Source organism: Vibrio sp. SBT000027 (assembly GCF_963894355.1).
Taxonomy (GTDB): domain Bacteria; phylum Pseudomonadota; class Gammaproteobacteria; order Enterobacterales; family Vibrionaceae; genus Vibrio; species Vibrio splendidus.
This window is the reverse complement of sequence record NZ_CAWQGD010000004.1, coordinates 258,436-278,146: the sequence shown is the minus strand read 5'-3', so window position 1 is coordinate 278,146 and position 19,711 is coordinate 258,436. Positions and strand designations below refer to the sequence as shown.

At 45.2% G+C, this 19,711-nt stretch carries 14 protein-coding genes and 10 tRNA genes; 2 read left to right on the top strand and 22 right to left on the bottom strand.

Annotation, left to right across the window (positions count from 1 at the left end; translation table 11 throughout):
• Positions 1-81: 81 nt before the first annotated feature.
• Together AACU28_RS11285 and AACU28_RS11280 are read left to right on the top strand one after the other, a co-directional pair.
• Positions 82-876 carry a cytochrome C assembly family protein gene (locus AACU28_RS11285; protein ID WP_017079954.1) on the top strand — a complete coding sequence of 265 codons (795 nt, stop codon included), beginning with the start codon at positions 82-84 and terminating at the stop codon, positions 874-876.
• 127 nt (positions 877-1,003) lie between these two features.
• The gene (locus tag AACU28_RS11280) at positions 1,004-2,275 is read left to right on the top strand and encodes an HlyC/CorC family transporter (protein ID WP_004735502.1); all 1,272 of its coding nucleotides are present in this window, start codon (positions 1,004-1,006) and stop codon (positions 2,273-2,275) included.
• Between the two features lie 204 nt (positions 2,276-2,479).
• On the opposite strand, the gene luxS is transcribed toward AACU28_RS11280, so the two are convergent.
• The 22 genes from luxS to alaS form a co-directional block, all read right to left on the bottom strand.
• Positions 2,480-2,998, bottom strand: a complete 519-nt coding sequence (luxS, locus tag AACU28_RS11275) for an S-ribosylhomocysteine lyase (protein WP_017079953.1) — start codon at positions 2,996-2,998, stop codon at positions 2,480-2,482.
• A gap of 24 nt (positions 2,999-3,022) precedes the next feature.
• Positions 3,023-3,673, bottom strand: a complete 651-nt coding sequence (locus AACU28_RS11270) for a transglycosylase SLT domain-containing protein (RefSeq protein ID WP_004735500.1) — start codon at positions 3,671-3,673, stop codon at positions 3,023-3,025.
• A 10-nt stretch (positions 3,674-3,683) separates the two neighbouring features.
• Positions 3,684-5,252, bottom strand: a complete 1,569-nt coding sequence (gene gshA, locus AACU28_RS11265) for a glutamate--cysteine ligase (RefSeq protein ID WP_102448381.1) — start codon at positions 5,250-5,252, stop codon at positions 3,684-3,686.
• Positions 5,253-5,351: 99 nt separating this feature from the next.
• A complete protein-coding gene (locus AACU28_RS11260) occupies positions 5,352-8,210 on the bottom strand; it encodes a M16 family metallopeptidase (protein ID WP_121602949.1) in 2,859 nt (952 codons plus the stop codon).
• A 9-nt stretch (positions 8,211-8,219) separates the two neighbouring features.
• Positions 8,220-8,681: a YqaA family protein gene (locus AACU28_RS11255; protein WP_004735497.1), complete on the bottom strand. Its 462-nt coding sequence runs from the start codon at positions 8,679-8,681 to the stop codon at positions 8,220-8,222.
• Positions 8,682-8,687: 6 nt separating this feature from the next.
• Positions 8,688-9,641 carry an NADP-dependent oxidoreductase gene (locus AACU28_RS11250; RefSeq protein WP_121602948.1) on the bottom strand — a complete coding sequence of 318 codons (954 nt, stop codon included), beginning with the start codon at positions 9,639-9,641 and terminating at the stop codon, positions 8,688-8,690.
• Between the two features lie 171 nt (positions 9,642-9,812).
• Positions 9,813-10,943 (bottom strand): sodium ion-translocating decarboxylase subunit beta, encoded by a 1,131-nt coding sequence (locus tag AACU28_RS11245; RefSeq protein ID WP_004735495.1) that lies wholly within the window; start codon positions 10,941-10,943, stop codon positions 9,813-9,815.
• A gap of 9 nt (positions 10,944-10,952) precedes the next feature.
• Complete coding sequence (gene oadA / locus AACU28_RS11240) at positions 10,953-12,734, bottom strand: sodium-extruding oxaloacetate decarboxylase subunit alpha (RefSeq protein WP_121602947.1); 1,782 nt, start codon at positions 12,732-12,734, stop codon at positions 10,953-10,955.
• Between the two features lie 31 nt (positions 12,735-12,765).
• On the bottom strand, positions 12,766-13,023 hold the full coding sequence (locus tag AACU28_RS11235; protein WP_010435831.1) for an oxaloacetate decarboxylase subunit gamma: 258 nt from the start codon (positions 13,021-13,023) through the stop codon (positions 12,766-12,768).
• 375 nt (positions 13,024-13,398) lie between these two features.
• Positions 13,399-13,475 (bottom strand) — tRNA-Arg (locus AACU28_RS11230).
• Positions 13,476-13,558: 83 nt separating this feature from the next.
• Positions 13,559-13,635: transfer RNA gene (locus AACU28_RS11225), tRNA-Arg, on the bottom strand.
• Between the two features lie 84 nt (positions 13,636-13,719).
• Positions 13,720-13,796: transfer RNA gene (locus tag AACU28_RS11220), tRNA-Arg, on the bottom strand.
• A 100-nt stretch (positions 13,797-13,896) separates the two neighbouring features.
• Positions 13,897-13,973 (bottom strand) — tRNA-Arg (locus tag AACU28_RS11215).
• Positions 13,974-14,057: 84 nt separating this feature from the next.
• Positions 14,058-14,134 (bottom strand) — tRNA-Arg (locus AACU28_RS11210).
• Positions 14,135-14,218: 84 nt separating this feature from the next.
• Positions 14,219-14,295 (bottom strand) — tRNA-Arg (locus AACU28_RS11205).
• A gap of 84 nt (positions 14,296-14,379) precedes the next feature.
• A tRNA-Arg gene (locus AACU28_RS11200) sits at positions 14,380-14,456 on the bottom strand.
• Positions 14,457-14,541: 85 nt separating this feature from the next.
• Positions 14,542-14,634 (bottom strand) — tRNA-Ser (locus AACU28_RS11195).
• A gap of 48 nt (positions 14,635-14,682) precedes the next feature.
• Positions 14,683-14,759: transfer RNA gene (locus AACU28_RS11190), tRNA-Arg, on the bottom strand.
• A gap of 46 nt (positions 14,760-14,805) precedes the next feature.
• Positions 14,806-14,898: transfer RNA gene (locus AACU28_RS11185), tRNA-Ser, on the bottom strand.
• 477 nt (positions 14,899-15,375) lie between these two features.
• Positions 15,376-15,573, bottom strand: a complete 198-nt coding sequence (gene csrA / locus AACU28_RS11180) for a carbon storage regulator CsrA (RefSeq protein ID WP_004415691.1) — start codon at positions 15,571-15,573, stop codon at positions 15,376-15,378.
• A gap of 92 nt (positions 15,574-15,665) precedes the next feature.
• The gene (locus tag AACU28_RS11175) at positions 15,666-16,847 is read right to left on the bottom strand and encodes an aspartate kinase (RefSeq protein ID WP_121602946.1); all 1,182 of its coding nucleotides are present in this window, start codon (positions 16,845-16,847) and stop codon (positions 15,666-15,668) included.
• Between the two features lie 220 nt (positions 16,848-17,067).
• On the bottom strand, positions 17,068-19,650 hold the full coding sequence (gene alaS, locus AACU28_RS11170; RefSeq protein WP_121602945.1) for an alanine--tRNA ligase: 2,583 nt from the start codon (positions 19,648-19,650) through the stop codon (positions 17,068-17,070).
• Positions 19,651-19,711: the final 61 nt, after the last annotated feature.

Below are 19,711 nucleotides of genomic sequence, written 5' to 3'. Positions count from 1 at the left end.
GGAATTGAATGAGGTTCACCATAGCCCCAAAGAGCGATGCGAGGTATAATTCGCCAATTAGTAATCATTTAAATGGATACCATGGACAGTCTTATTGCGATCGCAGCGGCCTTTCTTTATACAATGGCGATTTCCACGATCATTCCAGGTCTCGTGCACCAAACAGGAATCCGCGTAAAAACGGTGTTTATCAGCGCATTACTTGCTTTAGCTTTCCATGCTTGGTTGCTTGGCGATTTAATTTTTAATGCCAGTGGCCAAAACCTCAGTATCTTGAACGTTGCTTCATTGATCAGTTTAATCATCTCTTTGGTCATGAGCGGTGCGATGCTCAAAACCCGTTTGTGGTTCATCTTGCCGGTTGTTTATAGCTTCGCAGCTCTAAATCTAATGGCTGCCACTTTTCTTTCAAGCACGTTCATCAAACATCTAGAGAATGACCCAAAGCTGCTACTGCACATCTCTTTGGCTTTGTTCTCATACGCGACGTTGACTATCGGTGCGCTATACGCCCTACAACTTGCGTGGCTAGATCACAAACTTAAAAAGAAAAAAGCGTTAGTAATAAACCCTAACCTACCTCCTTTAATGATGGTGGAAAGACAGCTTTTCAAGATCATTCTGATCGGTAATGGCTTATTAACAGGTACTTTATTGACAGGCCTTATCTTCGTACAAGATATGTTTGCTCAAGGAAAAGCACACAAAGCTGTATTGTCTTTTATTGCTTGGGTTATCTACTCCATCCTTCTATGGGGTCACTATCAGAAAGGTTGGCGTGGACAAAAAGTCACTTGGTTCGCACTTGCCGGTGCCAGCATGCTCACATTAGCCTACTTCGGTAGCCGCTTCGTTCAGGAAATCATCCTGAATTAGTCTGTAAAATGAAGGCAATGTCTCACACACCTTGCCTTTAAAATATTGAGTCCGTTAGATTCAATTGACATCTCGACCATGTTCGGTCATAAATTAATCAAGATACACAAATAGGAAAAGAATAGTTTTGGACGACATATCAACGGGTATCTTATTTGCGCTACTCGCGTGTCTCATTGTAATTTCTGGTTATTTCTCTGGTTCCGAAACGGGCATGATGTCCTTGAACCGCTACCGTTTAAAGCACTTGGCCAATACGGGTCATAAAGGTGCCAAACGCGTAGAAAAACTTCTGAACCGCCCAGACAGATTGATCGGCCTCATTCTCATCGGCAACAATCTCGTCAACATTCTTGCGTCTGCGATCGCGACTATTCTTGGTATGCGCATCTACGGGGATATCGGCGTAGCGATTGCTACCGGTGTCCTGACTCTCGTGATCCTCGTGTTTGCCGAGGTAACCCCAAAAACGATCGCTTCCCTGTTTCCAGAGCGTGTCTCTTACGCCAGTAGTATCCTTTTAATGATACTGATGAAGGTACTGTCACCATTGGTGATATTGGTGAACTTCATTACCAACGGTTTTATTCGTATCTTAGGTGTTAAAGCCCGCCACGATGCGACCGACCACTTAAGCTCTGAAGAGCTGAGAACCGTGGTAAATGAAGCGGGAAGCCTAATACCTCAACGCCACCAAGATATGTTGGTATCTATTTTAGATTTAGAACACGTGACCGTGAACGACATCATGGTGCCTCGAAATGAAATCACTGGCATCGACATCAATGATGACTGGAAATCTATCGTTCGCCAATTAACTCACTCCCCTCATGGGCGTATTGTGCTATATCGTGACCAGATAGATGAAGTGGTTGGCATGCTTAGGTTACGAGAAGCTTACCGCTTGATGCTTGAAAAGAACGAATTCAATAAAGAGACACTGTTGCGTGCTGCGGATGAGATCTACTTTATTCCTGAAGCGACACCACTCAATATCCAACTACTTAAGTTTCAGCGCAATAAACAGCGCATAGGTTTGATTGTGGATGAGTATGGCGATATCAACGGCTTGGTTACCCTTGAAGATATTCTAGAAGAAATCGTTGGTGAGTTTACGACCTCAATTGCACCAAGCTTATCTGAAGAGATCACACCGCAAAGCGATGGCAGCTTCTTGATTGAAGGCAGCGCCAATATCCGTGACATAAACAAAGGCTTGCAGTGGACACTACCTACAAACGGCCCAAGAACACTTAATGGTTTAATACTGGAACACCTTGAAGACATTCCAGAAAGTCACCTGAGTGTTCAGGTTGCGAGTCATCCAATGGAAATTGTCGAACTCGAAGAGAACCGTATCAAGCTCGTTCGCGTGTTCCCGCAGATCGTTAACGGATAAAAGTGGTTTGCTGGACTGGGATAACTAAGTGAGTAATCACAAGCTCACTGCGACAACTGCCTAACCCTAAAATATGTCTCGTCCTAAAATACGTTGACGAAAAAGGCCCGGTTCATTGAACCGGGCCTTTTAGTATCTAACTCGCTCTGTCTCTAGAGTGAAATGTATCTAGAGTGAAGCGTATTCAAGGTGAACTAACAATGACTAGTCGATCTTAAGCTCTTGAAGCATCGACTCTGGCAGTGCCAGTTCATCATTTTTGTTTACAGAGATACCGGCAGCGATGATCGCATTAGCGATATCTTTAGCTTCATCCAAAGAGTGCATTGCCGCGGTACCACATTGGTACTCGTTCAGCTCAGGGATCTTATTTTGATTCTCAACTTTCAGCACATCTTGCATTGCAGCCAACCAACCGTCTGCTACTTGCTGCTCTGAAGGCGTACCAATTAGGCTCATGTAGAAACCAGTACGACAGCCCATTGGTGAAATATCGATAATCTCTACATCTGAACCGTTCAATTGATTACGCATAAATCCTGCGTAAAGGTGCTCTAGAGTATGGATACCTTTCTCAGATAGGATGTCTTTGTTTGGCGCAGTAAAACGCAGGTCAAACACAGTGATGGTATCCCCTTTTGGGGTTTGCATTGTTTTAGCTACACGAACTGCAGGTGCGTTCATGCGCGTGTGATCAACAGTGAAACTATCTAATAAAGGCATTGCTCTTCTCCATGACGGTTGGCTTTAGAAAAACCAACTTCTATTGTCTTCTAGTTCTTTACGACACTGTTTAAGCTGCCATCCATAATCTTTTGCTTGCTGTTCGACTTTGCGCGCCACCTTAATCAACGATGGTTTGCTATTGTATGACTTGCGCTTATAGCCACCACGACCTTCATGATAAGCCAGGTATTGGTTATACGGATCCCATAGTGAGATACCAAGCTGACGACGCGTCTCGCTGGTGTACCAACCGATGAACATCAATGCATCATCAAAATTGGTTCTTGAGCCACCGTTATTGGTCGCCTTTTGGAAATCTTCCCAAGCAGGGTCTTGAGCTTGTGCATAACCGTAGGCACTACTCACGCGTCCCCACGGAATAAAGCCAAGAATGTAATCTTTAGGTGGGCGCGCATCATGACGATAGCTACTCTCTTGTTTCACAAAAGCCATCGCTACGTTGATCGGCGTACCCCACTCTTCTTGCATATCGAGTGCATCTTCATACCACGACGGGTGTTCTCTGAAGATGCTACACAAGTTATCTTGCTGCTTTGGCGGTGGCGTTGCACATCCAACCAATAGGCTAGAGACAACACCAACAGTCACTACTGGCAACCATTTTCCACTTACGCGTTTAGGCTGGCCTAATAAGGCTTGCTTCCTTTCCACCAAAGTCTCGCTATGCTTTTAAATACGAAAAATAATCCGTTAAGAAGCTGTCAAAATCTTGAGTGCTTGCTTCTTCACTTTGTTGCTGAGCAATCACAGAGCGTTGAACTTCCGCTTCCATCAACTCAGCTGAGTAAACTTTATATTGGTGTGCTTTGTGTTGCTGAGCGTACGTTTTTCCTAACGCACAACCCACTTTACCCAAGCCACCTAATTTTTTGGTCTCTTCTAGCAACTGGCCAGAAATAGTCAGCTCTGGGTTATCGATCCAAGTTTCAAGCGTATCGCACGTTTCTTGGTATGCACGACCACCTTGCTCAGCATCCATCAACTCAGCGATAACACGAAGATCTTTGAATACGCGTTTAGCCCAATCTTGTAGAGACAGTCTCTCGCCATCACAACCAATCTTGAGTTCTAAACCAACCTGACGACCTTCTAAGATCACCTTGTTCCAGTTATCGCGCCAGCATTCAAGTTCGCAGTTATCCATCTCAGCAGAGTCAGATAGAACACTCCAAGTTAAGAATAGATCGAGGAAGCGAACTTGTTGCTCATTGATACCAATTGAGCTGAATGGGTTTACGTCCAAAGAACGAACTTCGATGTACTCAACACCAGCACGAGCCAGTGCTTCCGATGGTTTTTCACCACTTTTCGCCACGCGCTTAGGGCGAATTGGCGCATAAAGCTCGTTCTCGATTTGAAGAACGTTACTATTCAATTGACGGTATTCACCATCAACCTTAGTGCCAATCTCAGCAAACTCTTCTGATGGCGTGCGAATCGCTTGGTTCAGACCTTCAAGGTACTGGTCTAGGCTGTTGAAGCCAATCTTTAATACGCTTTGAGCACTATTGGTGTAGCCAAGATCACTCAGGCGAAGTGCCGTTGCTTTTGGCAGATACAGTGTCTCGCCAACCTTCTCAAAAGGTAGCTTTGTCTCTCTTCCTTTGATGAAAGAAGGACATAGTGCAGGTGAAGCACCGAAGAAATATGGGATTAACCAACCAAAACGGTAATAATTACGAATCAAACCAAAGTACGCATCTGACTTAGCTTCACAACGCGTTTCTTCTGTTTGCTCTCCAAACAGGCTATCCCAAAAACTTTCTGGGAAAGAGAAGTTGAAGTGAACACCAGAAATAATCTGCATCAGGCTACCGTAACGGCGCTTTAGGCCTTCACGATATAGCGTCTTCATTTTGCCGTTGTTAGAGGTGCCGTATTGCGCTAGCTGAATGTAATCTTCACTGCCTACGTAACAAGGCATAGAAAGCGGCCACATCTTTTCGCCATCTAACTTGGTTTGTGTGAAGTGATGGATATCAGACAACTGATTCAAAAGCGTCGGAACGTCGTTAGAAACAGGCGTAATAAACTCCAGTAGCGACTCAGAAAAATCGGTCGTTACCCATCCGTTCATCAACGCAGATCCCAAAGCCTTTGGGTGCGGCCCAGTCGCAAGATGCCCATCTTCCGTGTAGCGTAACGTTTCCCTTTCAACACCACGACCAAATTGAGAGAAGGTCTTAGGGTTGGTTGCAACTTGCTTTAGTCGCGCAGCAAAATCAGTCAAAATTCAGTTCACTTATCTTATATCGTTCTGATTAGAACTATCATAAATTAGGTTGGAGGAGAAAAATAGAGTCTTTTCCCTCCCCCTTTAATGTGTACTCTAACGAATGATTTCAAGCTCTTCTATTGGAATATCTAACTTTTCTAGTTGAGGACGAAGCGAAGTCGCGTCGCCAACAACAATTATTTGATAATCATTCGGGTCAAACCATTTCTTCGATAGCTCGTTTAAGGTCTCTTTTGAAACCGTTTCAACTATCTGATTACGCTGTTGTAGGTAATCTTCATCAAGGCTCAATGCAACAATATTACTCAACAATCCAGCCTTTTGACTTGGCGTTTCGTATTTAAGCGCATCTTGTTGACCGACGGCAAGGCGCATAAATTTCACCTCTTCGTCAGTTAATCCACTCTGACTAAATTCATTTAGCTCGGCGATAAACTCTTGAATCGATGGAACCGTCGCATTGGCTCTCACTTGAGCACTAAATACTACCGCACCAGTTTCACGAGTACTCGCGAAGTAACCGCTCGCACCGTAAGTGTAGGCTTTGTCCTCACGTAGATTCTGGTTGATACGGCTATTGAAGTTACCGGCTAAGTTAAAGTTGGCTAACTGGCTCAAATACAACTCACCCGTCGCGTCGAAAGGTAAACCTTTACGCACTAAACGAACAATACTTTGCGGTGCACCCGGTTTATCAACTAAATACAGGTGCTGTCCTGAAAGCTCTTTGATGATCTGAGGACGCGTTAGTGGTGCCGCATCGCCTTGCCACTGTTCAAAGAATTGTAGCTGTTTTCCCACCTCTTTCTTCGAGATGTCTCCCACAACAACAATATTGGCACCTTCCGGTGTGTAGTGTTGTGCATAGAATTTTTTCACATCATCTAAGGTTAGATCCGATAGAGACGCCTTGGTGCCATCGCTTGCTCGAGCAAAAATACTGTCACCAAATAGCACTTCACGGGTTGCTTGAGAAGCCATCCAGCTTGGTTGTTGATGCTGATAGACAACACCTTCAAGCATCTGCTTCTTAACACGTTCAAAGTCTTGCTCATCAAACTTAGGCTCAAACAGAACCTCTTGTACGATCGCTAAGGTTTGAGGCAGGTTTTTCTCTAGCGTTGAAACCGAGATATCCGTGGTATAACTGCCTGCGCCAATGCTAACGCTACTGCCAAGCTTATCTAAGGTCGCCTGTAGTTCTTCAACCGTTCGTTTAGTCGACCCCTCTTCCATCATCGAAGCCGTTAGGTTCGCTAAGCCTTCTTGACCTTTACGAACATAGCGTTCGCCTGCAGGCAGTTGAATTTGCAGCTGTACTGTCGGCGTTTCACTGGTCACGGTACCAATCAAGTCAGTGCCGTTTGCAAAGTGCATGCGGTACAACTCAGGCATGGTCGCTTCAACACCAAAGTTCACTTCTGGCATCACGCTGCGATCAAATGTGTTTGGCGCCTTTCTGAAATCCAGTTGGTCTTCCGTCACCTTGCTGTATTCAGGAAGGGTACGTGCAGGTGTGGTAAAGGTAGCCTCACGAACCGCTAAGTCGAGTTTTTTCTTAGGAACCACACTCAACGTAACCTTGTGCTTGCCTTCGATGAAATCTTGGTATGCCTTACTTACGCTTTCTGGAGTAACCGCTCGAATTTGATCGAGTTGCGATTCAATGCGATCCGGCTGACCATAGAAGGTTTGGTTAGACGCAAGCTGTGAAACCTTGCCTTTAACACTTTGCAGTGCAAAAACTGCATCCGCTTCTGCCATACCAGTGATCTGGTCTAAACGCTCTTGTTCAACGCCCTCTTTCGAGAATTGATCTAAGGTATCCATCAGCTCTTTGTTCAGAACCGTCAAATCGCCTTTTTCACCTGAATTACCCATCGCATACACATACATGGTACATGCAAGCTCAGCACAATCATGGAAAGATCCTGCGCTCACTGCTTTTTGCGTTTTTACGAGGTTTTGATACAAGTAACTGTTGGTGCCAGAACCTAACACGTTGGACAGTGCATTCAATGAAGCCTGCGTCTCTTCACCACGATACGTTGTTGGCCAACCAACAAGCACCATCGGCTGACGAATATTATCTTTTAAGGTGATGTACTTGTCTTCAGTCAGCACTGCAGGTTGCTTCTCTGCCGCCTTAACTTCAGGTCCTTGAGGGATAGGGCCAAAGTACTTGTTAACCCACTCTAGCGTGTCATCAACGTCGATATCACCACCGATCGTTAACACGGCATTGTTTGGGCCATACCAACGTAAGAAAAATGCCTTAAGGTCATTCACATCAACACGATCTAAGTCTTCAACATAACCGATAGGTTGCCACGAGTAAGGGTGACCTTCTGGATACAGTGCTTCTCCCATGCGCTCCCACATCAAACCGTAAGGGCGGTTTTCATAGCTTTGCGCTCGCTCATTCTTAACCGTGCCTCTTTGCACCTCAAATTTCTTTTGAGAAACCGCATCTAACAAGAAACCCATTCTGTCTGATTCTAACCACAACATTTTTTCAAGTTGGTTAGAAGGAACGGTTTCAAAGTAGTTAGTTCGGTCACGATTGGTGGTGCCATTTAACGAACCACCTGCTTCGGTGATAATCTTGAAGTGCTGTTGATCACCGACGTTCTCTGAGCCTTGGAACATCATGTGTTCAAAGAAGTGAGCAAAGCCTGATTTGCCAATCTGTTCACGAGCAGAACCCACATGATAGGTCACATCAACATGAACAAGTGGATCAGAATCATCAGGAGAAAGAATAACGGTCAAGCCATTTTCAAGCTGATACTTCGCATAAGGAATCACGACTTTATCTTTAGAAGGCTTAACCTCTTCTAACAGAGTGACGCCTTCCTGTAACGAGGAAAAGAAGGGTGTTGAGCTAGGTACATTGTAAGAACAGCCAGCAATGGCGATAAGAGAAAATGTACCAAGTAAAACCTTTTTCATAGGTTCTCCTTAGAAAAAACCGAAGTAGATAGCAGCAAGTAAGCTGTAGCGAGCGGCTTTGCCAATCGCTATCAAAATAACGCTAGGGATAAATTTCATTCTCAGCCAACCCGCAGCCAGACACAAAGGATCACCAATGATGGGTAACCAACTGAATAACAGTGTCCAGTAACCATAACGGCTCAGCCAAGCCATAGCCTTATGACCATGCTTTTCAGATTGAGTTCGATTAGGCAACCATAAACCAATCCAATAGTTGGTCAGGCCCCCCAAAGTATTACCGAGTGTCGCCAGAAGAATGATCGATGATGTTGAGAACTGATCTAAGCTCAAGGCTGCCACAAGGCTCGCTTCTGATCCCCCGGGCAATAATGTGGCACTCAAGAAGCCACTAATAAAGAGTACCCACAGCGCCGAGTCAGAGAACCACAGCGCTATGTTTTCAAACAGAGAATTAAAAAACTCTAGCACTGCATATCAACCTTCTTGCATTTTAAGTAGTAACTTGCCTCTGGTGTGTCCGGTTTCAACCTGTAGATGAGCTGACTGCGCTTCGTCTAACTGGTAGATACCTTGAATTTCTGTTTTGAGCAATCCGACACTGACCATGTACAGCATAGTGTCCATTTGCTCTGGGTTTGGCTCAACCAGCATGCCTGATGCAGTAAAGCCTAATAATGTTGCTTTTTCGCAGATCAATTCTGCAGATAAAGTTGGGACTGTCACCACTCTTGCGCCATCTTTTAGACACTTCAATGCATCGAGTGCGGTATCGCCACCGACCAAATCAATCAGCACATCAACATCAGAGACTCTTTCCGATGCCGGAGCAAACTTATAGTTAATCGCATGAGCGCCTAGCGTTGCTAAGTAATCAAGATTCGCTTCGCTACAAGTTGTATAAACCTCGGCTTTCGCTGCCACGGCGATTTGAACCGCTAGATGACCAACGCCGCCAGCACCCGCTAAGATAAGTACGCGATCGCCCTCTTTCACTTCAGCTTTGTTGAGTGCTTGGGCTGCCGTTTGGCTGGCTAGTGGTAATGCAGCAGCCGCTTCTAGAGTCACCGAATCAGGAACCATGCTTAATGCCGCTTCTGGGACACACACATATTGGCTGTAACCGCCACCTTGCAGTGGGAAACCAATAAAGCCTGCCACGTTGTCGCCAACCGTAAAGCGCTCAGCCTGATCCCCTAGGGTGACAATTTGCCCTGAAATGTCGTAACCAGGTACCCAAGGCAGGTTATCTTTGTTCTGTGCTGCAGCCCAACCAAGGCCAGCACGGGTTTTGACATCAATCGGATTAATGCCTGAAAAAGAAACTTTAACCACGACCTCCCCGGCTTTAGGCTCAGGAATAGCACTGGTTTGAATACTGAGGTTTTCGACGCCGCCGAATTGAGTAATCGCTATCTGTTTATTTTCCATTTCCACATTTCCTTGATTGATAAAAGCCCTAATGAGCAAGCACCCTAATTGATAAAAAGAAAGGGATGCGAAAGCATCCCTTTGACTATAAACCATTTAATAAGGCTAAGTTAACCGCTCATTCGTAAATTGACGACCAATTAACGTAACGATACGTGACCTAGGAACCTACTAACCCACTAGAGCTAATAGAATACCCGCCGCAACCGCACTACCAAGTACACCAGCCACGTTCGGGCCCATCGCATGCATCAACAAGAAGTTTTGAGGGTTTGCCTCAAGGCCAACCTTGTTTACAACACGAGCCGCCATCGGAACCGCTGATACACCGGCCGCGCCAATCAATGGGTTGATGTCTTCTTTAGAGAAGCGATTAAGCAACTTCGCCATTAACACGCCACCCGCCGTACCAATACTGAACGCCACCGCACCTAAACCTAAAATACCCAGCGTCTCTAAGTTCAAGAACGTGTCCGCTTGAAGCTTAGAACCGACACCTAGGCCAAGGAAAATAGTTACGACGTTAATCAGTTCGTTTTGAGCTGTTTTTGAAAGGCGATCAACCACACCCGCTTCACGCATTAAGTTACCCAAGCAGAACATACCTACTAGAGGTGTTGCTGAAGGTAGGAACAGAATCGTCATCAGTAGTACAGCAAGCGGGAAAAGGATCTTCTCGGCTTTACCAACGTGACGTAACTGCGCCATCTTAATCTTGCGTTCTTCCGGCGTCGTTAGCGCTTTCATGATAGGTGGCTGAATAATAGGAACTAAAGCCATGTAGCTATAAGCCGCAACTGCAATGGCACCTAGTAGGTCAGGAGATAACTTACTCGCCAAGAAGATCGCGGTTGGGCCATCGGCACCACCAATGATCGCAATTGACGAAGCATCTGCCATTGAGAATTCCATTCCTGGAACATAGTTCAGCAAGATCGCACCAAATAGCGTTGCGAAGATACCAAACTGAGCCGCAGCCCCCAGCCATAACGTTTTAGGGTTAGCAATCAACGCACCGAAGTCCGTCATTGCACCAACACCCATAAAGATCAGCAGTGGGAAAATACCCGTTTCAATACCAATGTAGTAAACGTAGTAAAGCAAACCACCGGGATCAGTAAACCCAGCATTTGGAATATTTGCTAATACAGCACCAAAACCAATCGGTAATAAAAGTAACGGTTCAAATCCTTTACGAATTGCCAAAAACAACAATAAGCAACCTACCAGCATCATACAAATCTGGCCGAACTCAAAGTTAGCAATCCCTGTTTCAGACCATAAGGTCATCAATCCTTCCATGGTACTCCCTTACGCTAAGCTTAGTAGTGGAGCGCCTACAGTAACTGCATCGCCTTCTTTAACATTCAATTCCTGAACGATACCACCACGAGCAGCACGAACTTCCGTTTCCATTTTCATCGCTTCCAAGATCAGTAGCACATCGCCTTCAGCCACTTCAGCACCAGGCTGAACGATAACTTTGAAGATGTTGCCTGCTAATGGAGCTGGAACCGCTTCTGCATCAGAAGCCGCAGCTGGTGCTGCTTGAGACGCTTGTGCTGGTTTCACTGATGGAGATACTGATGTCAGTTCGCCTTGAGGGCCAACTTCAACATCATAAACTTGGCCATCAACCTTCACACTGTAGCTTTCAATGCTACCTGCAACAGGCTGTGGTGCCGCAGCAGGAGCTGCCGTTTCTGCAGTTGGTGCAGGTTCAAATGCTTCAGGGTTACGACGGTTCTTAAGGAACTTAAGGCCGACTTGTGGGAAAAGTGCGTATGTCAGCACATCATCAACGGTATCTTCAGCGAGAGAAATACCATCTGATTTCGCTTTCTCTAAAAGGTCTGTCGTTAACGTATCCATTTCAGACTTAAGTAAATCAGCAGGACGACACGTAATTGGCTCTGCACCATCTAACACTTTCGCTTGCAGTTCAGCATCAACCTCAGCAGGCGCTTGACCGTATTCACCTTTCAGTAGACCAGCAGTCTCTTTAGTGATGCTCTTGTAGCGCTCACCCGTTAAAACGTTGATAACCGCTTGAGTACCAACAATCTGAGAAGTAGGTGTTACCAAAGGAATGTAACCCAGCTCTTTACGTACGCGAGGGATCTCTTCGAGCACTTCGTCCATACGATCGGCTGCGCCCTGTTCTTTAAGCTGGCCTTCCATGTTGGTTAACATGCCGCCAGGAACCTGAGCAATCAAGATACGTGAATCAACACCTTTTAGCTGACCTTCCCATTTCGCGTACTTTTTACGTACATCACGGAAGTAAGCCGCGATGGGTTCGATCTGATCAAGCTTAAGATTGGTATCACGCTCTGTACCTTCTAACATCGCAACAACCGTTTCGGTTGGCGTGTGACCGTAAGTACAGCTCATTGAAGAAATAGCGGTGTCTAGAATGTCGATACCCGCTTCAACGGCTTTAACCGCTGTTGCAGTCGATAGACCTGTTGTCGCGTGGCTATGCAACGCTAGAGGAACGTCACACGATGATTTGATACGTGTAATCAGTTCTTCGGCTTCATAGGGCTTTAATAAACCTGACATATCTTTGATACATAGTGAGTGACAACCTAGATCCTCTAGGCGTTTAGCCAAATCAACCCAAGTATCTGAGTTGTGAACCGGACTGGTTGTGTAAGACAACGTACCTTGAGCGTGACCACCAACATCAATCGTTGCTTTCACTGCTGTTTCAAAGTTACGTACGTCATTCATCGCATCAAAAATACGGAATACGTCCATGCCGTTCTTATGGGCACGTTCAACAAATTTTTCTACTACATCATCCGCGTAGTGACGGTAACCCAATAAATTTTGACCACGCAGTAGCATCTGCATTGGTGTGTTTGGCATCGCTTTTTTCAGCTCACGCAAACGCTCCCACGGATCTTCTCCTAGAAAACGAATACACGAATCAAACGTTGCGCCGCCCCAAGTCTCTAAAGACCAGTAACCGACTTTATCCAGTTCTGCCGCAATTGGCAGCATATCTTCGATACGCATACGAGTAGCAAATAGTGACTGGTGCGCGTCACGAAGTACCACATCTGTGATAGCTAGTGGTTTAGACATGCTCATAAACTCCTTTTTAATCCTTTAAATGCTACTTAGCAGTAGACGCACGGTATTGATGAACCGCGGCCGAAATTGCTGCCACTACCTGTGGACTAACAGCTGAAGGGTTTGATTGTGATTTTTTAATTTTTTTAGGTGCTGCGATCGGCTCTGGTACTTCTTCTGGTACCAGTTTTGACATCAACCGAACGAGGTAAACTAGAATAGTTAGGAAAATAAAGACAACGGACATCCCCGTTATCATTAGAGTCGCCGCATCTCCTAGCAGGCTTCCAATATTAGTCATGTTGCTTCCTTTCTTCGTCATCCTGACATACGTGCAGGATTTCAGCGAATAGTGATCCCGACCCATGGATTATCTCGATTGGTAAAAGTTTGTCAATTTTGTTTAAGGTTCTGTTACGGATAACGCACACATAAGGTTAATTATTCGCCTATCAGATCACATAAATCTGTCAAATACGTCATTTATAGATATTTAAACTGTGACTTAAACGGGGCTTTTCTTAGAAATGATATGAGAAAGGTGGAATAACAAAGAAGCAATCAAGAATTACTTTAAATACAACAAGTTAAACAACGACAAAATTTAACATTATCGCAACAAATTTGCAGCAGACATAAAAAAAGCCTCGTATAAACGAGGCTTTCTTTAATAAGGTGGTGCGCCCTGGAGGATTCGAACCTCCGACCGCCTGGTTCGTAGCCAGGTACTCTATCCAGCTGAGCTAAGGGCGCAACGGTTTCGATATTAAGCCGTTAGTTAAGGCAATAAAGCAAAACTAAACGTTCAACATCAGGATTACTAAAAACCCTAAAAGTGGTGCGCCCTGGAGGATTCGAACCTCCGACCGCCTGGTTCGTAGCCAGGTACTCTATCCAGCTGAGCTAAGGGCGCAACGGTTTCGATATTCAGCTTTCAGTTAAGGCAATAAAGCAAAACTAAACGTTCAACATCAGGATTAATGAAAACCCTAAATAGTGGTGCGCCCTGGAGGATTCGAACCTCCGACCGCCTGGTTCGTAGCCAGGTACTCTATCCAGCTGAGCTAAGGGCGCAACGGTTTCGATATTAAATTGTTAGTTAAAGCAATAAAGCAGTTAAGGCAATAAAGCAAAACTAAACGTTCAACATCAGGATTAGTGAAAACCCTAAAAGTGGTGCGCCCTGGAGGATTCGAACCTCCGACCGCCTGGTTCGTAGCCAGGTACTCTATCCAGCTGAGCTAAGGGCGCAACGGTTTCGATATTAAGCTTTTAGTTAAGGCAATAAAGCAAAACTAAACGTTCAACATCAGGGTTAATAAAAACCCTAAATAGTGGTGCGCCCTGGAGGATTCGAACCTCCGACCGCCTGGTTCGTAGCCAGGTACTCTATCCAGCTGAGCTAAGGGCGCAACGGTTTCGATATTAAGCTTTCAGTTAAGGCAATAAAGCAAAACTAAACGTTCAACATCAGGATTAATGAAAACCCTAAATAGTGGTGCGCCCTGGAGGATTCGAACCTCCGACCGCCTGGTTCGTAGCCAGGTACTCTATCCAGCTGAGCTAAGGGCGCAACGGTTTCGATATTAAGCTTTCAGTCAAGGCAATAAAGCAAAACTAAACGTTCAACATCAGGATTAATGAAAACCCTAAATAGTGGTGCGCCCTGGAGGATTCGAACCTCCGACCGCCTGGTTCGTAGCCAGGTACTCTATCCAGCTGAGCTAAGGGCGCACGGTATCTTCAAGTGAAGAAGTTGTGAAATATATCACATTCTTGTTTCTACGAAACAAAAAAAAGGCCATAGGCCTGTAATGAATGGCGGTGAGGGAGGGATTCGAACCCTCGATGCGGCTACAAACCACATACTCCCTTAGCAGGGGAGCGCCTTCGGCCACTCGGCCACCTCACCTAATTCATTATTCTTATCCATTACTTCTTAACAAAGTAATCTAAAGAATGGTGCGCCCTGGAGGATTCGAACCTCCGACCGCCTGGTTCGTAGCCAGGTACTCTATCCAGCTGAGCTAAGGGCGCACATTGTTACTTCTGTGTTTGCTTGCAAATTCAAACGTGCAAGAAATGGCGGTGAGGGAGGGATTCGAACCCTCGATGCGGCTATAAACCACATACTCCCTTAGCAGGGGAGCGCCTTCGGCCTCTCGGCCACCTCACCGTCTTGCGGAGGCACATATTACGTTTTACCGAAAATATGTCAAACACTTTATTGAAAAAAACCGGACAAAAACATTCAACCGTTTGCAATTTAATCAAAGCGCTTGCAAATTGAACTTATAACATCCAATTAGCGCTTTTTCCCTTAAAAATTAAGGTGAAAGATTGGCAATAATTAACAGCGGAAAACAATTATCTAATTTATCTCGCAGTAAGTGTAACTGCTGATTGCACCATACTACGGGATGCTCTATTTCGCCATAGGGTAAGTCAGTAAAACTTGAACTATGGCAAACAAATATCATGATGCTTCAATAAGAGTTAACTCTGGTGGCTTGGCTTTTCTATATCAAGCACTCCATCCAGCATCTAAAACTAAACCAACTAGTGAATCAACCTATTGCTAAGTTGTGATTATGTGCACCCCAAGATCAAAAAAGGCTAGCAACAATGCTAGCCCCTCTTCTACGCAAAAGTATTAGTAGTTGCCAGATGCAACGTTACCATTACCTTTTTCAGCTTGAATGCGCATGTAGATCTCTTCACGGTGAACAGATACTTCTTTAGGTGCGTTAACACCAATACGTACTTGGTTACCTTTAACGCCTAGTACAGTAACTGTTACTTCATCACCAATCATCAGTGTTTCGCCAACACGGCGAGTCAAAATTAGCATTCTTTGCTCCTTGAGTAATCTCTAAATTTATCTAGCTACGAGAGCATTATCCAACAAAAGTTATATTTTCGTAAACTATCGATTGAGTTTATTTAACCAAAATGCACTTCTTTTTTAAGATAACCCTGTGTTTCACGCGCTACGATGTATGCATTGTGTAATATGTTAGCAGCTATATCGACTTGCGTTGGTGATATCACCAAAGTTAAAGACTGCTGCTGCAATAAGTGATGTTGTACATCAATTTCGCCTTCAGACAACAATCCATGTGAACTGACCACAATTTCTTGCGTTCGGCTTCCTACCACAGTTAACAAACTAACATATTCACTATTACGGATTTTTTCAGCAAAAACTAGTTTTAATTTAGCACTTATGTCCGGTTTGATAATGAGCGCTGCCCGTTCTGTTTCCTCGATCACACTACAGACTTCGATCCCTAACAACTGGCAATGCGACATGAGAGACGGTAAATCTTGATTCAAACACTCGATGCGAACCATATCTCTTTGAATGGCTATCCCAGCAATATCATTCAAACAATCATTACCCGCGATGAGAGTGCCCTCGCCTTCTTCAAAACTCGAAAGTACTCTCAGTGGTACATTGTGTCGCCACGCATACTGAACACATGGAAGGTGCAAAACCTTAGCGCCTCTGCGAGCCATTTCTTCCATAGAGGGAAAGTCTAAGGTATCTAATTTTTTAGATTGCTTAACCACTCTAGGGTCGCAGGAATATACGCCATCAACGTCGGTATAGATCTGACACTCTTTAGCTTGAAGCGCGCCCGCTAATGCAACGGCCGTAGTATCTGAACCACCTCGCCCTAAGGTTGTGATATCACCTTTCGCGTTAACGCCTTGAAAACCTGCAACAATGACAATCTGGTCATCATCTAACAGCGCTCTAATAGGAGCGGTATCAATACGCTCAATCGTCGCATTATTATGATTAGAATCGGTGTGTATCTTGGCTTGATAGCCGGTCATCGATGTCGCTTCATAACCCAACTTGTGCAACGTCATCGCCAACAAAGCCATGGAAACTTGTTCTCCAGCCGTTAACAGCACATCCAACTCTCTAGCATTTGGCACGCTATCAACTTGTGAAGCTAAGTTAACTAACCGATTTGTTTCACCTGACATAGCAGAAACGACAACCAAGATCTGGTTCCCTTCATTTTTCGCTTCAATGATTTTTTCTGCTACATGATGGATCCGCTCTATTGAACCCACCGACGTTCCACCAAATTTCTGCACGATAAGAGGCATTTTCACCCGTCCTCACCTTCCCAAGACCAATGTCTATATATGACAAAAAAACACATACTCCGCGTCAGGGCGAAGCAATAAAAAATTAACCAAGGAGTCTAACGCCACCATTAGACTTCTTGGTTAATCTCAATCAAACCTTGTTTAAACACACTTCCAATAGGCAAAATAAAAGATGCCCAATCAACTGATTGGGCATCTTTGTATCAATTACTTAAGCTTAAAGACGCTCTTCTAGCCAAGTACGCACAGATTTAAGCGCTTCTGGCAGTGCTTCAACGTCTGTACCGCCCGCTTGAGCCATATCTGGACGACCGCCGCCTTTACCGCCAACTTGCTCCGCAACCATCTTAACGAGGTCACCCGCTTTTACTTTGCCGATAAGGTCTTTGGTTACGCCAGCAATCAAGCCAACTTTACCATCTGCGATATTCGCAATCAGGATGATGCCGCTACCTACTTGGTTTTTAGCGTTATCAACCATAGTACGTAGGTTCTTGTTGTCTGCGCCTTCAATTGCAGCAACCAAAACTTTAGTACCAGAGATGTCTTCTACTTTACCCATGATATTTGCGCTTTCTGCAGCAGCCATCTTTTCTTTAAGCAGTTGGATTTCTTTCTCTAGCGATTTTGCTTTCTTAGCTGATTCAGCCAATTTCTCTTCGTAAGCGTTAGCCTGAGCTTCTACTGCATCTAGAGCAGCTTCACCCGTTACCGCTTCAATACGACGAATACCCGCAGCAATACCACCTTCAGAAGTGATCTTGAATAGGCCGATATCACCCGTGTTGCTTGCGTGGATACCACCACAAAGTTCAGTCGAGAAATCGCCCATAGATAGAACGCGAACTTCATCATCGTACTTCTCGCCAAACAGTGCCATTGCACCTTTTTCTTTCGCTGACTCGATGTCCATGATGTTGGTTTCAATCACGTGGTTCTTACGAACTTGTACGTTAACCAAACGCTCTACTTCTTTAATCTGTGCCGGTGTTACCGCTTCAAGGTTAGAAAAGTCAAAACGTAGGTTGTCTGGCTTAACTAAAGAACCTTTTTGTGCAACGTGCTCACCTAGAACTTCGCGCAGTGCAGAGTGAAGTAAGTGAGTTGCAGAGTGGTTTAGTGAGATAGCAGCACGACGCTCAGCGTCAACCGTTGCTTCTACTTTATCGCCTTGAGCAAATACACCTTCAACTAGCTCACCGTGGTGCGCAAATGCGTTACCTAGCTTCTGAGTGTCTTGTACTTTGAATAGACCAGATGCTGTTTTTAGCGTACCAGCGTCACCACATTGACCGCCTGACTCTGCGTAGAATGGTGTCTCTTCAAGGATGATGATTGCTTTGTCGCCAGCCGATAGTGAAGATACTTCTTCGCCGTCAACGAATAACGCAGAGATTTCACCCGCACCTTCAGTCGCTGTGTAACCACAGAACTCAGTGTTCGTGTCTACTTTGATCGTCGCGTTGTAATCAGTACCGAATTGGCCTGCTTCACGTGCACGCTTACGCTGTGCTTCCATCGCCTTCTCAAAGCCTTCTTCATCGATAGTAAAGTCGCGTTCACGAGCTACATCGTTAGTAAGGTCAGCTGGGAAGCCGTATGTATCGTAAAGTTTGAAGACTGTTTCACCGTCAAGCTCTTTGCCTTCAAGTGCGTCTAATGCGTCGTTAAGGATAACCATGCCACGCTCTAGCGTGCGACCAAAGTTCTCTTCTTCGATGCGAAGTACTTTTTCAACAAGCTCTTGCTGTTTCTTAAGCTCTTCAGCCGCAGAACCCATCACTTCAGCCAGTACACCCACAAGTTTGTGGAAGAACACGCCTTGTGCACCAATCTTGTTACCGTGACGAACTGCACGACGAATAATACGACGTAGAACGTAGCCACGACCTTCGTTTGAAGGCATTACGCCATCAGCGATTAGGAATGAACAAGAACGGATGTGGTCAGCAATAACGCGCAGCGATTGGTTAGATAGGTCGTCGTGACCTACTACTTCTGCTGTCGCCTTGATTAGCTTTTGGAATACATCAATTTCGTAGTTAGAGTGAACGCCCTGCATGATTGCAGAGATACGCTCAATACCCATACCAGTATCTACAGCTGGCTTAGGTAGCGGTTCCATAGTGCCGTCAGCGTGACGGTTGAACTGCATGAATACGTTGTTCCAGATCTCGATGAAACGGTCACCATCTTCTTCAGGTGTACCAGGACGGCCGCCCCAAATGTGCTCACCGTGATCGTAGAAGATTTCAGTACATGGACCACAAGGACCTGTGTCACCCATTGTCCAGAAGTTATCAGATTCAAACTTCTTGCCGCCTTCTTTGTCGCCGATACGAACAATCTTGTCAGCTGGAATGCCCACTTTCTTGTTCCAGATATCGAACGCTTCGTCATCTGTCTCGTAAACCGTTACTAACAGACGCTCTTTCGGCAAACCTAGTGTTTCAGTCAGGAATTCCCAAGCAAACCCAATCGCTTCTTCTTTGAAGTAATCGCCAAAGCTGAAATTGCCTAGCATTTCGAAGAATGTGTGGTGACGAGCCGTGAAACCTACGTTTTCAAGGTCATTGTGTTTACCACCCGCACGTACACAACGCTGAGCCGTAGTTGCTCGAGAGTAGGCACGCTTTTCGGCGCCTAGGAAGCAATCTTTGAATTGGTTCATACCTGCGTTAGTGAACAGCAGGGTTGGATCGTTATGTGGAACTAACGATGAACTGTCTACGATTTGGTGTTCTTTGCTCTCAAAGAACTTAAGGAACGCGTTGCGAACCTCATCAGTGCTCATGTACATGCAGCTCTTCCTGAAAATAGTCGAGTTAGAATTTTGCCGTATTGTAGATCATGGTTAAGGC

What these genes read in the sequence shown, in the direction of transcription:
- AACU28_RS11260 (WP_121602949.1), bottom strand. Translation starts at nt 8,210, where the DNA reads ATGAAAAAGGTTTTACTTGGTACATTTTCTCTTATCGCCATTGCTGGC.
- AACU28_RS11245 (WP_004735495.1), bottom strand. Translation starts at nt 10,943, where the DNA reads ATGGAAGGATTGATGACCTTATGGTCTGAAACAGGGATTGCTAACTTT.
- AACU28_RS11175 (WP_121602946.1), bottom strand. Translation starts at nt 16,847, where the DNA reads ATGCCTCTTATCGTGCAGAAATTTGGTGGAACGTCGGTGGGTTCAATA.
- AACU28_RS11285 (WP_017079954.1), top strand. Translation starts at nt 82, where the DNA reads ATGGACAGTCTTATTGCGATCGCAGCGGCCTTTCTTTATACAATGGCG.
- oadA (WP_121602947.1), bottom strand. Translation starts at nt 12,734, where the DNA reads ATGTCTAAACCACTAGCTATCACAGATGTGGTACTTCGTGACGCGCAC.
- luxS (WP_017079953.1), bottom strand. Translation starts at nt 2,998, where the DNA reads ATGCCTTTATTAGATAGTTTCACTGTTGATCACACGCGCATGAACGCA.
- AACU28_RS11235 (WP_010435831.1), bottom strand. Translation starts at nt 13,023, where the DNA reads ATGACTAATATTGGAAGCCTGCTAGGAGATGCGGCGACTCTAATGATA.
- csrA (WP_004415691.1), bottom strand. Translation starts at nt 15,573, where the DNA reads ATGCTAATTTTGACTCGCCGTGTTGGCGAAACACTGATGATTGGTGAT.
- alaS (WP_121602945.1), bottom strand. Translation starts at nt 19,650, where the DNA reads ATGTACATGAGCACTGATGAGGTTCGCAACGCGTTCCTTAAGTTCTTT.
- AACU28_RS11250 (WP_121602948.1), bottom strand. Translation starts at nt 9,641, where the DNA reads ATGGAAAATAAACAGATAGCGATTACTCAATTCGGCGGCGTCGAAAAC.